This window comes from Microbacterium esteraromaticum (assembly GCF_900163815.1).
Lineage (GTDB): Bacteria > Actinomycetota > Actinomycetes > Actinomycetales > Microbacteriaceae > Microbacterium > Microbacterium esteraromaticum_B.
On the sequence record NZ_FUKO01000022.1, the window covers coordinates 110,207 to 122,649 of the forward strand.

Here is a 12,443-nt window from a genome sequence, read left to right on the forward strand (position 1 = left end):
ACCATTTGCTGTGCGTTACCGTCGGGCGCGTCGCCTGAGATAGCGTTAGCCCAGTCGATGCACACTGCGTCGGCATAGCAATCAGTAGAACGGCAGTAAATGAGCACCCAGGGCACTGTTAAGTGGTTCAACTCGGAGAAGGGCTTCGGCTTTATCTCCCCTGACGACGGAGGCGCCGACGTTTTCGCGCACTACTCCGCCATCACCTCAAGCGGTTACCGCTCGCTCGACGAGAACCAGCGCGTCGAGTTCGATGTGGCACAGGGCCCCAAGGGCCTGCAGGCTGAGAACATCCGCCCTCTCTGAGGCGGAACTGAAATCCCCGTCGGACGCTGTAAAACAGCATCCGACGGGGATTTCTGCGTTTTCCGTTGGCCGCGGGGTCAGCCGAGCAGCGCGTGCTGCAGTTCGGCGGTGTCGCCCACGCGCAGCATTGCGCCGTCGCTCTCACTCTCTGCGCCGAAGCCCCAGTCGACGAAGATGACGGGGATGCCGTATTCGGCGGCGCCGTCGATGTCGTGGTGGCGATCGCCGATCAGCACCGGACGCGATGTGTCGACGCCGGCGGCCCGCAGTCGCTCGAGCGCTTGACCGATGACGAAGGCCTTGCCGTCAGTCCGGCCATCGGGGCCTGATCGGGCGCCCGAGATCGCGGTGAAGCCGTCGATCAGTTCGTGGTGCTCGAGAATCGCCCGCACCTGATTCTCGGGTTTGGTGCTGGCGGTCGCCTGCGGAATGCCGGCGAGCTGCACAGCATCCAGCACTGCGGGCACACCCGGGTAGATTTCGACAGCCGCCGCGTACCCATCCGATGCGGCGAGGGTGCGGTACCGCGCGACGGCCTCTTGCGCCTGCTCCGGGTCCATTCCGGCGTGCCGCTCGAACGACTCGTACATCGGTGGACCGATCCAGAGCGACAGCTGATCGGCATCCGGCTCGGGAAGACCGTACGAGGCGAGCACTTGGCGAAGGCGGGGGAGGATCCCGGCGGATGCGTCGGCGATGGTGCCGTCGACGTCCCAGAGGATGCAGGAATAGGCGTGAGCAGACATGCTGCCAGCCTAAGCCGCGGCCACGCCCCCGCACGGGATGCGACGGCGACGGTGCCGTCTGGGGTGTCAGAACAGCCGGGGAACTCCCGACTCGATGCCCTTCATGTCTTCGTAATCGAGGACAAGACAGCGGATGCCGCGGTCCTCGGCGAGCACGCGCGCCTGCGGCTTGATCTCCTGAGCGGCGAACACGCCCTGCACGGGGGAGAGGTGCGGGTCGCGCCGGAGCAGCTCGAGGTACCGGGTCAGCTGTTCGACGCCGTCGATGTCGCCGCGTCGCTTGATCTCCACGGCGATGGCGGCTCCGTCAGCATCCCGCACCATGAGGTCGACCGGACCGATCGCCGTCGGGTACTCGCGGCGCACGAGCGTCGCGCCGGCCGAGATGAGCTCTACCTGCTCGGCCAGCAGCCGCTGCAGGTCGGCCTCCACGCCGTCTTTCTGCAGGCCGGGATCGATGCCGAGCTCATGCTGCGAATCGTGGATGATCTCGTAGATCTGCACGCGCAGCGCGTCGCCGGTCTTCTTGTGCGTCACGCGCCATACCTCGACGACGCCGGCGATGGCCTCTTCTTCGCCGGGCTCGTCGGATGCCAGTGAACACGGGGGGCTCATCCAGTTCAACGGCTTGTAGCTGCCGCCGTCCGAGTGCACCAGCAGGCTGCCGTCGCCCTTGTGCACCAGGAGGCGCGTGGCGAGGGGCAGGTGGGCGTTGAGCCGACCGGTGTAGTCGACGGAGCAGCGGGCGATGACGAGTCTCACCGTTCCCACAGTACCGGGACGCGGGCGCGGGCGACCGGTGTCAGCCGGGATCAGCCCGTCTTCGTCTTCTCATCGTCGCGCAGCGGGCGGGCGGCGCCCGAGAACAAGCCCGACAGCGCCACCAGCACGACGATGATGTACAGCGTGTTCAGCAGGCCGAAGTGCTCGCTGATCAGGCCGAGCAGCGGCGGGCCGCTGAGAAAGGCGATGTAGCCGATGGTGGATGCTGCGCTCACGCGGGCCGCCGCCTTGGCGGGATCATCTGCCGCAGCCGACATGCCGAGCGGGAAGCCCAGCGATGCGCCGATTCCCCACAGTGCGGCACCGAGCAGCATCAGCGGCACGGTCTCGGCGAGGATGAACAGCAGGATGCCGGAGACCGCCGCCACTGCCAGCACGCGCAGCACCAGCACGCGGCCGAAGCGGTCGACGAGCGGTCCGCCGAAAAGGCGCACGATGGTCATGCCGATCGAGAAGACCGCCAGGGTCACCGCCCCCATACCGGGTTCCTGCTGGTGGCCTTCGACGGCGCCCAAAGCGATCCAGTCATTGGCACCGCCCTCGGCGAACGACATGCCGAGCATGATCACGCCCAGTGCGTAGGTGCGCGGTTCGCGCCAGGCCGACAGCGCCGTGTGCATCCGCTCGCGCCACGCCGGCTTCTCATCCGGCATCGGGTCGAGTCCGGCTTCACGCGAGGGCACGTTGAAGAAGCAGACGACCGCGGCCACCGCGATGATCGCGCTGATGGCACCCGCGTGGACTGCTACGTTGAGCCCGAGATGCGCGGCCAGCGCACCGAGGCCGGCACCGATCACCGTCCCGAAGCTGAAGAACGCATGGAACACCGGAAGGATGGTCTTGCCGGTCTGCTGCTCGATGGCCGTCGCCTCGACGTTCATCATCACGTCGACGGATCCGTTTCCGAATCCGAACAGCATCATGCCGATCATGACGACGGGGATCGCCCCGAAGACGTCGGCGCCGAGGCCGATCAGGCAGACGCCCGCACCGAACATCAGCATGGTGATCAGCATCCCGAGTCGCGCGCCCGTGCGCGCCATCACGGCGGGGCTGGTCGAGATTCCCAGGATCGACGAGATCCCCATCGCCAGCAGCAGCAGGCCGATCTGCGCCTTGTCGATCTCGAGCGACGCGGCGATGCTCGGCACCCGCGATGCCCACGTCGAGATCGAGAGTCCGCTCGCGAGGAAGATCGTGAAGATCGCCGTGCGCCAGCGCACGAACTGCGAGCGGGTGAGTGCGGTGTCCATCCGATCATCGTAATCGAATCGATTCGGTGTCCGCACCGAAAGCCGCGTTATCCTCGAACCATGAGCACTGCAGGCCGTCGCGCGACCATCGCCGATGTCGCGCGCGCCGCGGGCGTCTCGACGTCGACGGCATCGGTCGTGTTCAGCGGCAAAGTGCACGTGGCCGAAGCCACCCGCGAGCGGGTGCTCGCCGCCGCGGGCGAACTCGGCTATGCCGGCCCCGATCCGCGCGCGGCATCTCTGCGCACCGGACGCAGCGGAATCGTCGGGGTCGTGCTCGGGGGAGAGCTGCGACACGCGTTCCTCGACCCGGTGACGACCGTGATGATGGACGGCCTGTCCGACGCACTCGATGTGGCCAGTGTCGGCCTGCTGCTGCTGCGCGACGACCCGCGCGAAGACGACGCCCCGCCGATCGCCGATGCCCCGATCGATGCGGTCGTGCTGATCGGCTGCTCGGGCCGCGCTCGTGCCGCGCTGGACGTGGTGCGCCATCGTGGCGTACCGGTGGTCGTGATCGAGGGCGATGCCGGTGACGACACCCCGCAGATCACACTCGACAACCAGCAGGCGAGCGCACGGATGGCTCAGCACGTATTCCAACTGGGGCATAGAGACGTCGCGGTGATCACCCTGCCACTGGATGCGGGGCGCGAGCGCGCCAGGCTGACCGTGGAACGTCTGGCCGCCGGCACCCTGGACGTCACCCTCGACCGGCTGGCCGGGTTCCGAGAGGTGTTCCCCGACGCACCCGGCATGACGGCGGCAGGGAGCCTCATCGACGAGGGGATCATCGCCGCCCGGGCGCTGCTGACGGATGCTGACGGTGCACTGCGCCACGACCGACCGACCGCGATCGTTGCGCAGAGCGATCTGCTCGCCGTCGGCGCGATCCGTGCCGCGGAAGAACTCGGACTGCACGTGCCGGCTGACCTGACCGTCGTCGGCTTCGACGGTATCGACGCCGACGGGCTGGGCTCGCAGCGGCTCACCACCATCGCCCAGCCTGCGCTCGCCAAGGGTCGGGCAGCGGGGGAGCAGATCACGCGGATGCTGGCTGGCGAGGCAGGGGAATCGGTGCACTTCACCTGCACGTTCCAAGACGGCGAGACGTCGGCACCACCAGCATCCTGACCACACCGCTCACTATTCATGTGACAGAACGGGGTCAATGCATAGACCGCGCTCGATAGAATGACAGAAATCGCCCGCCCGTGCCGGAAGGTCTCGACGAGCTTGAGGAGCCGCTTATGCTGTTGCTCCTCGCGGTGTTCCTGGCCGGGGCGCTCATCCTCCCCGTGCTGGTTCGCTGGCTCGGAGCTCAGGCATTCGTCATCGCGGCGCTTGTGCCGGCAGCCGCTTTCGTCCACGCGCTGACGCGCACTCCCGAGGTGCTCGACCCGAAGACCGCGCCCTTCGAGGATTACGACTGGATCCCGCAGCTGGGCCTACATCTGTCCATGCGCATGGACGTGCTGGGCTGGGTGCTCACGCTCATCGTCACCGGCGTCGGCGCGCTCGTGCTGCTGTACTGCCGCTGGTACTTCTTCGACGACGCGGCAGAGGTCGGCCAGTTCGCCGGAGTGCTGCTCGGCTTCGCCGGCGCCATGTATGGCCTGGTGCTCACCGACGACCTCGTCATGCTGGTGATGTTCTGGGAGCTCACCAGCATCCTCTCTTACCTCCTCATCGGTCACTACCGGCACCGTGCAGCGAGCCGACGCGCGGCGCTGCAGGCGCTGCTGGTGACGACGCTCGGCGGACTCGTCATGTTCGTCGGCGTCATCCTGCTCGTCGTGGACGCGGGCACCGGCAGCATCCAGCAGCTTCTGGAGCTGGCCCCGACCGGACCACTGGTGGATGCCGCGGTCATCATGCTTCTGGTCGGCGCGATCAGCAAGTCAGCTCTGTTCCCGTTCCACTTCTGGCTGCCTGGTGCGATGGCGGCGCCGACTCCGGTGAGCGCCTACCTGCATGCCGCGGCGATGGTGAAGGCGGGCATCTATCTCATCGCGCGCTTCGCACCGATCTTCGCGCTGTCGACACCGTGGCGGCCGATCGTCATCAGCCTGGGCGTGCTGACCCTTCTGCTCGGGGGCATCCAGGCGCTGCGCGAGACCGACCTCAAGCGCATTCTCGCCTTCGGCACGGTGAGTCAGCTCGGCTTCTTCACCGTCGTGATCGGCTTCGGCACACCGGCGGCCGCGCTCGCGGGCCTCACGCTCGTGATCGGTCATGCGCTGTTCAAATCCGCGCTGTTCCTCATCGTCGGGGTGATCGACCGGCAGCTGTCCACGCGTGACATCACGGAGCTGTCCGGCGTCGGTCGGCAGGCGCCGGTGATGGCGACCGCGGCGTTCATCTCGGCGGTGTCGATGATGGGCATTCCTCCCACGATCGGGTACGTCGCCAAGGAATCCGCCCTCACAGCGCTGATCGAAGACGCGCAGCAGGGCTCGGTGTGGGGCTGGGTCGCACTGATCGGCGTGACCCTCGGTGCGGTGCTCACCGTCGCCTACGGCGCGCGCTTTCTCTGGGGTGCGTTCTGGCGCAAGAAGGATGCTGCCGGCGCATATATGCCGAAAACGGCATGGCCGGATCCGCCGGTCGGCTTCCTGTCGGCACCGATCATCCTCGCCGGCCTCAGCATCGCGGCGGGCATCGGCGCTCCCGCACTCGACGTCGCCGTCCGCGGCTATGCGATCACGGTGCTGCCTCCCGGATCAGAGGCATCACCCGAGCCCGGCCACCTCTCGCTCTGGCACGGATTCGAACCCGCGCTGTTCGTCTCGTTCGGAGCGATCCTGTTGGGCATCGCGGTCTTCGTCGTCAGCATCCGCACCGGGTGGGATCGCCGGCGGCGGATGCTGCGCTTCACCGCATCTGACGTGTACTACCTCGTCATGCGCGGTGTCGACCGCGTCTCGGTGCTGACCACCGGCCTCACCCAGCGCGGCTCGCTGCCGCTGTACGTCGCCACGATCTTCATCGTTTTCCTGGCGGCCGAGACGACCGCACTCCTCGCTGCGACGCCCGAGCGGCTCGAGCTTTCGGCCTGGCACACCCCGACGCAGATCGTGATCGCCCCGATGATGGTGATCGCGGGTGTCGTCGCCGTGCGGGCACGGAAGCGCTATACCGGGGTGGTGCTCGTCTCGGTCACCGGGCTCGGCATGGTGGTGCTCTTCGCCACCAGCGGTGCACCCGACCTCGCGCTCACGCAGATTCTCGTCGAGACGGTCACCATGGTGACCTTCGCCCTCGTGCTGCGGCGCCTGCCGTCGCGGATGGGCGAGCACAACGCCTCGGTCAGCCGCATTCCCCGGGCTGTGCTCGCGATCGGCGTCGGGGTGGCCATGGCCTTCGTCGCGGTGATCGCCACGCAGGCACGCCTGCTCGACCCGATCTCCGTCGACTTCCCGCAGCTGGCGTACGACCTCGGGCACGGCAAGAACGTGGTCAATGTGGCCCTGGTCGACCTGCGCGGATGGGACACGATGGGCGAGCTGAGCGTGCTCGTGCTCGCGGCCACGGGCGTGGCATCTCTCGTCTTCGTCACGCACCGTGCCGACCTGCTCTCCGCGACCCGCGATCTGCCCGAGACGAAGCGCCGGGCCACCGCGCGACGCCCGCTGGTCGAGACGGCCGAGGGGCTGCGTTTTCAGACGACGGAGAACCGGGGTGCGCCGCGCGCCTGGCTGGTCAGCGGTCAGCAGGTCAAGGCCGAAGACCGGTCGATCCTGCTCGAGGTCATCGTCCGGGTGCTCTTCCACACGATCATCGTGGTGTCGATCTATCTGCTGTTCGCCGGCCACAACGGCCCGGGCGGCGGGTTCGCCGGCGGGCTCGTCGCAGGAATGGCGCTGGTCATGCGGTACATCGCCGGGGGCCGCTGGGAGCTGGGTGCGGCCGCGCCCACCGATGCCGGTCGCCTGCTCGGCTACGGACTGGTGCTCGCCGTGGGCGCAGCTCTCCTGCCGCTGTTCTTCGGCATGGCCCCGCTGCAGAGCAGCGTGTGGGAGTTCGATGTGCCGTGGCTCGGCCACCTCGAATTCGTCTCGTCGACGATCTTCGACATCGGCGTGTACCTCGTCGTGATCGGGCTGGTGCTCGACGTGCTGCGCAGCCTCGGCGCCGAGGTCGATCGGCAGAAGACCGCCATGCACAAGACGGGAGCGCGCGCCTGATGGATGCTTCGCTCACCCTGATCGTGATCATGGCGGTGCTGTTCGCCTGCGGTGTCTACGCGATGATGGAGCGGAGCCTGACCCGCGTGCTCATCGGCTTCCTGCTGCTCGGCAACGCCACGAACCTATTGCTGCTCATCGTGATGGGGATGCCGGGCAAGGCGCCGTTCTACGACGAAGAAGGCGCGGTGAGCGACCCGCTGCCGCAGGCGCTCACCCTGACGGCGATCGTCATCACCTTCGCCGTCTCGGCATTCCTGCTCGCACTCATCTACCGCTCCTGGCAGCTCGGACAGGCCGACACCGTCGAGGACGATGAAGAAGACATCGCACTGCGCGAGCGCACGGATGCCGAAGACGAGCTGTTCGACGATGAATCCACTTCTGATGAAGAAGACGCGCCCACCGACTTCGTGGGCGTAGTGACATCGCCGATCACCGTGCTGCACATGCGTGATCACCCGGCGATCCACGACGACGCCCCGGTTGATGTCGCCGATGGGTACTCGGCATCCGACGACGATGGGGAGGACCGCACATGAGTGCCCTCGTTCCCCTCATCGTGATGCTCCCCCTGCTGGGCGCGGCGCTGACGCTGATCTTCGGCCGCAGCCCGCGGCTGCAGGTGGTCGTCACCGCCGGAACACTCGCCGCCGTGTCGATCATCGCGGCCGTGCTGCTGGCCGCGGTGGATGCTGCCGATCAGCCGTTCGCCGTCTCCGTCGGCGGGTGGCCGGTGCCATTCGGCATCATCCTCTACGTCGACCGGTTCGCGGCGCTGATGGTCCTCGTCTCGAGCGTCGTGCTGCTGGCGGTGCTGCTGTTCTCCATCGGTCAGGGCGCCGCCGATGGGGCCGAAGACACCCCGATCTCGATCTTCAACCCGACCTATCTCATCCTCGCGGCCGGCATCTTCGACGCGTTCATCGCTGGCGACCTCTTCAACCTCTACGTCGGCTTCGAGATTCTGCTCGTCGCGTCGTATGTGCTCATCACCCTGGGCAGCACCGAATCGCGCATCCGCACTGGTGCCGTCTACATCGTCGTGTCGCTGGTGTCGTCGATCCTCTTCCTCGCCGCGATCGCAATGATCTACGGGGCGGTCGGCACGGTGAACATGGCGCAGATCGCCGAGCGCGTCGCGCAGCTGCCGCAGGAGACCCAGCTGGTGCTGCATCTGCTGCTGGTCGTCGCCTTCGGCATCAAGGCCGCGGTCTTCCCGGTGTCGTTCTGGTTGCCCGACTCGTATCCCACGGCCCCCGCGCCGGTCACCGCCGTCTTCGCGGGCCTGCTGACGAAGGTCGGTGTCTATGCGCTGATCCGCACCGAGACGCAGCTCTTCGCTTCGAGCGACATCAATACTCTGCTGATGATCATCGCGCTGGCGACGATGGTGGTCGGCGTGCTCGGCGCCGTCGCGCAGGCAGAACTCAAGCGGATCCTGTCTTTCACCCTGGTCAGCCACGTCGGATACATGATCTTCGGCCTCGCCATTGCGACCGAACAGGCGATCGGAGCGACGGTGTACTACATCGTGCACCACATCGTCGTGCAGACCACGCTGTTCCTGGCCGTCGGGCTGATCGAGCGCAAGGCTGGCAGCACATCGATCTTGCGGGTGAGCGGACTGATGAAGGCCGCGCCGCTGCTGGCGGTGCTGTACTTCGTGCCGGCCATCAACCTCGGTGGCTTGCCGCCGTTCTCGGGGTTCATCGGCAAGGTCGCGCTCTTCGAGGCGGCTGCGCAGGTGGGCACCCCCCTCATGATCGTGTTGATCTTCGGCGGCATCCTGACTTCACTGCTCACGCTCTACACGCTCATGCGCGCGTGGAACCTCGCGTTCTGGCGCGAAGGCGAGGAAGCCGCCGGCGAACGCGACGCCAGGCTCGAATACCTCGGCCAGGCGCCCGCGGCCGATGAGCACCAGAAGACGCGTCGCATCCCCGGCATCATGACCTTCGCCACCGGAGCCATGGTCGCCGTCACGCTGTCGCTCACGGTGTTCGCCGGCCCCCTGTACGCGCTGTGCGACCGGATCGGCAGTGGTCTGCTGCTGCCGGTCACCCTCGAGCAGATCGATGAGGAGGCAGGGTGATGGTCGTCGACACGAAGCGCGGGATGCTGCGCGACATCCTGCTGCAGCTGCCGTTCCTGCTCTGGCTGGTGCTGCTGTGGATGCTGCTGTGGCACCAGTTCACGCCGCTGTCGCTGGTCACCGGCATCGTCGTCGCGATCTTCGTCACCCGCGTCTTCCGGCTGCCGACGGTCGAGCTGGTGCGCCGGGTGAACGTCTGGTATTCGCTGGTCTTCCTCACCCTGTTTCTCGGTGCGGTGGTAGCCGGTGCGGTCAGTGTGGCGGTGCAGGTCTTCGACTTCCGCCGGCAGCCGGGAGCCGCGATCGTCGCGGTGCCGATGCGCTACGCCGATGACATCGTCACGACGCACGTGGCCGTCACCGCGTCGCTGATCCCCGGGTCGCTGGTCGTGGAGAGCGACCGCGATCGTCGCATCCTCTATCTGCACGTTATCGGCGTGCATTCCCGTGCCGACGTCGATGACTTCCGTGCCGGAGTGCTGCGGTGGGAGCGGCGGATCGTGCGGGCGGTCGGTTCGCCGGCGCAGTACCGCGCGCTGAAGGCCGATGCCCTTCGACAGGCTCAGGGGCCCAAGCAGGTCGGGAAGGGAGCTGTCCGATGAGCCTCGTGATGAACGTGCTGATGGTCGTGATCATGCTGGTGTTCGGCCTTGCAGCGATCCTCTGCGTCATCCGCATCGTGCTCGGGCCATCGATCCTCGACCGCACCGTGGCATCCGATGTTCTGCTGACCGAGGTGATGTGCGTGCTCGGTGCAGAGATGGCGATCAACGGGCATATGCGCAACATCCCGGTGATGCTGATCATCGCCGCCGTCGCCGTGTTCGGCTCGATCTCGGTCGCACGCTACGTCGCACGAAGGGACAACACGACATCATGAGAGCGCTCGTCTCTGCACCTGTGAACCCTATCGAGCTCGAGCTGTCGCAGCCGGTCGCCGAGATCATCGTGCTCGTGCTGGTGCTGCTCGGCGCGATCCTCTGTCTGTCGGCCGCGGTCGGGCTGCTGCACTTCCGTGACGTGCCCAGCCGGCTGCATGCCGCGACGAAGCCTCAGGTGCTCGGGCTGGTCTTCATCTGCCTCGCTATTGCGGTGTCGCAGCGCACGCTCGGCGGCATCCTGCTCGGGGTCGTGATCGTCGCACCGGTGGTGCTCATGCAGTTCGCGACCGCGCCGCTGTCGGCGCACATGGTCGGCCGACAGGCCTACCGCAACGGCACGATCTTCCAGCACGGCCTGGTTGCAGACGAATACGCCGAATCCAAGCAGACCCCGCCCGGCGCCGGGTAGGAACCGAACATGAAGACTGAGGAGCGATGATGGCAGCAGTACCAGGGTGGTATCCGGCGGGAGTTCCAGGGAAAGAGCGCTGGTGGGACGGAATCCAGTGGACTGCGCACGAGCGCCTCGTCGCGCCGCCGGCCCCGGCTCCTGCTCCTATCGCTGCTCCGATGCCTGTCGGTGCTCCCGTTGCGCAGGCTCCTGTTGCGCAGCTTCCAGTGGCGCAGGCTCCTGCCGTTCAGATGGGCTGGTATGCCGTCCCCGGTAAGACGGAGGTGCGCTGGTGGAACGGCCTCAACTGGACCGCCTACAAGATCAAGAATGGCGTCCCGAGCGCGGATTTCAACGCGGTCGAACCTCCTGCGCTGGCATGGGCGCTCGGCGGGCTCTTCGCCCTTGCCGGGTTGCTCAACCTGGCTCGGGTGGCTTCGACGCCTGGCACCGTGGTGCCCGCAGTATTCTTCCTGCTCGCCTCGGTGTTCTGGTTCATCGGGGCAGGAATGGCGACGGCACGCCGTCGCGTTGCTGCGCCGGTCACGCAGCCGCTGTTCGATCCGGTGGTGCGTCCGCTGCCTGGCGAGACCGAGGGTCCTTCAGCAGGCTGGCGCCCGGTGCGTGGCAGCACTCTGAGGTGGTGGACCGGCGTTCGATGGGCGCACTACATCACCGAACGAGGTCGCGTTCGCCCGACGCACTTCGGGCCCGTTAACTATCGACGGTTGAAGATCTTCACGGCCGTCTTCGCCAGCATCGGACTGCTGATCGTCGTGACCGGATTCGTGGCTGTTGCAGGAGGCCTGATCAACTTCGCGACGAGTCTTTTTGTGTTCGGTGGGGCTCTGATGCTCGTGGCCGGCATCGTGGCGCTGAGCCTGCACACGCAGCGCGCCGTGTCGATACTGCCCGAGAACGCCCCCGCCTAGATCAGGCGCGCTCAGAGTCCCGCGGCGAAGTTCCGGATCATCTCGGCGGCCGCCCAGGAGTCGCTGATCATCGTGCCGTGGCCGTGGTCGGGGATCTCCTCGAACCGGGCGCCGGAGATCGCGTCCGCGATCTCGATGCACCACGAGCTCGGGGCGAGCGGATCGTGCTGACCGCGCAGCACGAGAGTGGGCATCCGCACCCGCGGGTAGGTCTTCTCGGGTTCGTGCACGACGGTCGCGCGGATCTTGCGGATCAGGTGGGGGCCGCCGCGCAGGTACTCGCGCGCCCCGCGCCACCACACCAGCGGGCGCTCATGCAGCAGATCCCAGAGCAGATAGGTGGCTTGCAGACCAATGCTGCGTGACGCACTGTTCACTGTGGGGCCGGCGAGTACGAGTCCGGAGAGACCGTCCGGATGCCGCGCCGCGACCTCTGCGGCGATCTGGCTGCCCATCGAATGTCCGATGAGCACCGCATCGGCGATACCGCGATCGTGCAGGAAGGCCGCGACGAAGTCGGCGTGACGCTCCATGGTGAGCGTGCGGGTGGGCTCGGGCGCCTCGCCGAAGCCGGGCAGGTCGATGCCGATGATCCGGCCGGTCAAGTTCGAGATGAGGTCGATGTAGACCGACCGGCCCATTCCGATGCCATGCAGCAGCACGAACGGGCGCTCTCCTTCGCCGAAGTCCTCGGCGACCAGGGTGGCACCGCCGTGGGAGAACTCGGCGATGTCGACACGGGTGCCCTCTGGGGCGAGCAGACGTTCCGGCATACTTCTACGCTACCCGCCGGCTCAGCTAGCGAACCGCACCCGATGTAGGTGATCGACCACATCGGCACAAGTGGGCGATCGTCCACACTGGCCACC

The 12,443-nt window shown here is 67.0% G+C and carries 13 protein-coding genes; 9 read left to right on the forward strand and 4 right to left on the reverse strand.

Annotation, left to right across the window (positions count from 1 at the left end; genetic code table 11):
• The first annotated feature begins 99 nt into the window (after window positions 1-99).
• Window positions 100-306: a cold-shock protein gene (locus FM104_RS09865; RefSeq protein ID WP_087131957.1), complete on the forward strand. Its 207-nt coding sequence runs from the start codon at window positions 100-102 to the stop codon at window positions 304-306.
• Window positions 307-383: 77 nt separating this feature from the next.
• On the opposite strand, the gene FM104_RS09870 is transcribed toward FM104_RS09865, so the two are convergent.
• The 3 genes from FM104_RS09870 to FM104_RS09880 all read right to left on the reverse strand — a co-directional run bounded on the left by FM104_RS09870 (window position 384) and on the right by FM104_RS09880 (window position 3,088).
• Window positions 384-1,052, reverse strand: a complete 669-nt coding sequence (locus FM104_RS09870; protein ID WP_087131960.1) for an HAD hydrolase-like protein — start codon at window positions 1,050-1,052, stop codon at window positions 384-386.
• 66 nt (window positions 1,053-1,118) lie between these two features.
• Complete coding sequence (nucS, locus tag FM104_RS09875) at window positions 1,119-1,814, reverse strand: endonuclease NucS (RefSeq protein ID WP_087131964.1); 696 nt, start codon at window positions 1,812-1,814, stop codon at window positions 1,119-1,121.
• 50 nt (window positions 1,815-1,864) lie between these two features.
• Window positions 1,865-3,088: an MFS transporter gene (locus FM104_RS09880; protein ID WP_087131967.1), complete on the reverse strand. Its 1,224-nt coding sequence runs from the start codon at window positions 3,086-3,088 to the stop codon at window positions 1,865-1,867.
• Window positions 3,089-3,148: 60 nt separating this feature from the next.
• On the opposite strand from FM104_RS09880, the gene FM104_RS09885 reads away from it, so the two are divergent.
• The 8 genes from FM104_RS09885 to FM104_RS16285 all read left to right on the forward strand — a co-directional run bounded on the left by FM104_RS09885 (window position 3,149) and on the right by FM104_RS16285 (window position 11,574).
• Window positions 3,149-4,222: a LacI family DNA-binding transcriptional regulator gene (locus tag FM104_RS09885; protein WP_087131969.1), complete on the forward strand. Its 1,074-nt coding sequence runs from the start codon at window positions 3,149-3,151 to the stop codon at window positions 4,220-4,222.
• A gap of 116 nt (window positions 4,223-4,338) precedes the next feature.
• Window positions 4,339-7,275 (forward strand): Na+/H+ antiporter subunit A, encoded by a 2,937-nt coding sequence (locus FM104_RS09890; protein ID WP_087131972.1) that lies wholly within the window; start codon window positions 4,339-4,341, stop codon window positions 7,273-7,275.
• Window positions 7,275-7,817, forward strand: a complete 543-nt coding sequence (locus tag FM104_RS09895) for a Na(+)/H(+) antiporter subunit C (RefSeq protein WP_087131975.1) — start codon at window positions 7,275-7,277, stop codon at window positions 7,815-7,817. The genes FM104_RS09890 and FM104_RS09895 overlap by 1 nt, the downstream gene beginning before the upstream one ends.
• Window positions 7,814-9,370 (forward strand): Na+/H+ antiporter subunit D, encoded by a 1,557-nt coding sequence (locus tag FM104_RS09900; protein WP_087131978.1) that lies wholly within the window; start codon window positions 7,814-7,816, stop codon window positions 9,368-9,370. Before FM104_RS09895 ends, FM104_RS09900 begins: the two co-directional genes overlap by 4 nt.
• Window positions 9,370-9,972, forward strand: coding sequence for a Na+/H+ antiporter subunit E (locus tag FM104_RS09905; RefSeq protein WP_087131981.1), 603 nt, complete (start codon window positions 9,370-9,372; stop codon window positions 9,970-9,972). Before FM104_RS09900 ends, FM104_RS09905 begins: the two co-directional genes overlap by 1 nt.
• A gap of 8 nt (window positions 9,973-9,980) precedes the next feature.
• Entirely contained in the window at window positions 9,981-10,250 is a 270-nt protein-coding gene (locus FM104_RS09910) for a monovalent cation/H+ antiporter complex subunit F (protein WP_087132134.1), read from the forward strand.
• Window positions 10,247-10,660 carry a monovalent cation/H(+) antiporter subunit G gene (mnhG, locus tag FM104_RS09915; RefSeq protein WP_087131984.1) on the forward strand — a complete coding sequence of 138 codons (414 nt, stop codon included), beginning with the start codon at window positions 10,247-10,249 and terminating at the stop codon, window positions 10,658-10,660. Before FM104_RS09910 ends, mnhG begins: the two co-directional genes overlap by 4 nt.
• A 29-nt stretch (window positions 10,661-10,689) precedes the next feature.
• The gene (locus tag FM104_RS16285) at window positions 10,690-11,574 is read left to right on the forward strand and encodes a DUF2510 domain-containing protein (protein WP_218778570.1); all 885 of its coding nucleotides are present in this window, start codon (window positions 10,690-10,692) and stop codon (window positions 11,572-11,574) included.
• An 11-nt stretch (window positions 11,575-11,585) separates the two neighbouring features.
• Here FM104_RS16285 and FM104_RS09925 read toward each other — a convergent pair whose 3' ends face one another.
• Window positions 11,586-12,347: an alpha/beta fold hydrolase gene (locus FM104_RS09925; protein WP_087131987.1), complete on the reverse strand. Its 762-nt coding sequence runs from the start codon at window positions 12,345-12,347 to the stop codon at window positions 11,586-11,588.
• Window positions 12,348-12,443 lie beyond the last annotated feature (96 nt).

Excerpts from the sequence above, each read along its gene's own strand:
- FM104_RS09895 (WP_087131975.1), top strand. The coding sequence starts at position 7,275 with ATGGATGCTTCGCTCACCCTGATCGTGATCATGGCGGTGCTGTTCGCC.
- FM104_RS09910 (WP_087132134.1), top strand. The coding sequence starts at position 9,981 with ATGAACGTGCTGATGGTCGTGATCATGCTGGTGTTCGGCCTTGCAGCG.
- FM104_RS09900 (WP_087131978.1), top strand. The coding sequence starts at position 7,814 with ATGAGTGCCCTCGTTCCCCTCATCGTGATGCTCCCCCTGCTGGGCGCG.
- FM104_RS09880 (WP_087131967.1), bottom strand. The coding sequence starts at position 3,088 with ATGGACACCGCACTCACCCGCTCGCAGTTCGTGCGCTGGCGCACGGCG.
- FM104_RS09905 (WP_087131981.1), top strand. The coding sequence starts at position 9,370 with ATGGTCGTCGACACGAAGCGCGGGATGCTGCGCGACATCCTGCTGCAG.
- FM104_RS09890 (WP_087131972.1), top strand. The coding sequence starts at position 4,339 with ATGCTGTTGCTCCTCGCGGTGTTCCTGGCCGGGGCGCTCATCCTCCCC.
- FM104_RS09870 (WP_087131960.1), bottom strand. The coding sequence starts at position 1,052 with ATGTCTGCTCACGCCTATTCCTGCATCCTCTGGGACGTCGACGGCACC.
- FM104_RS16285 (WP_218778570.1), top strand. The coding sequence starts at position 10,690 with ATGGCAGCAGTACCAGGGTGGTATCCGGCGGGAGTTCCAGGGAAAGAG.
- FM104_RS09925 (WP_087131987.1), bottom strand. The coding sequence starts at position 12,347 with ATGCCGGAACGTCTGCTCGCCCCAGAGGGCACCCGTGTCGACATCGCC.
- mnhG (WP_087131984.1), top strand. The coding sequence starts at position 10,247 with ATGAGAGCGCTCGTCTCTGCACCTGTGAACCCTATCGAGCTCGAGCTG.
- FM104_RS09885 (WP_087131969.1), top strand. The coding sequence starts at position 3,149 with ATGAGCACTGCAGGCCGTCGCGCGACCATCGCCGATGTCGCGCGCGCC.
- FM104_RS09865 (WP_087131957.1), top strand. The coding sequence starts at position 100 with ATGAGCACCCAGGGCACTGTTAAGTGGTTCAACTCGGAGAAGGGCTTC.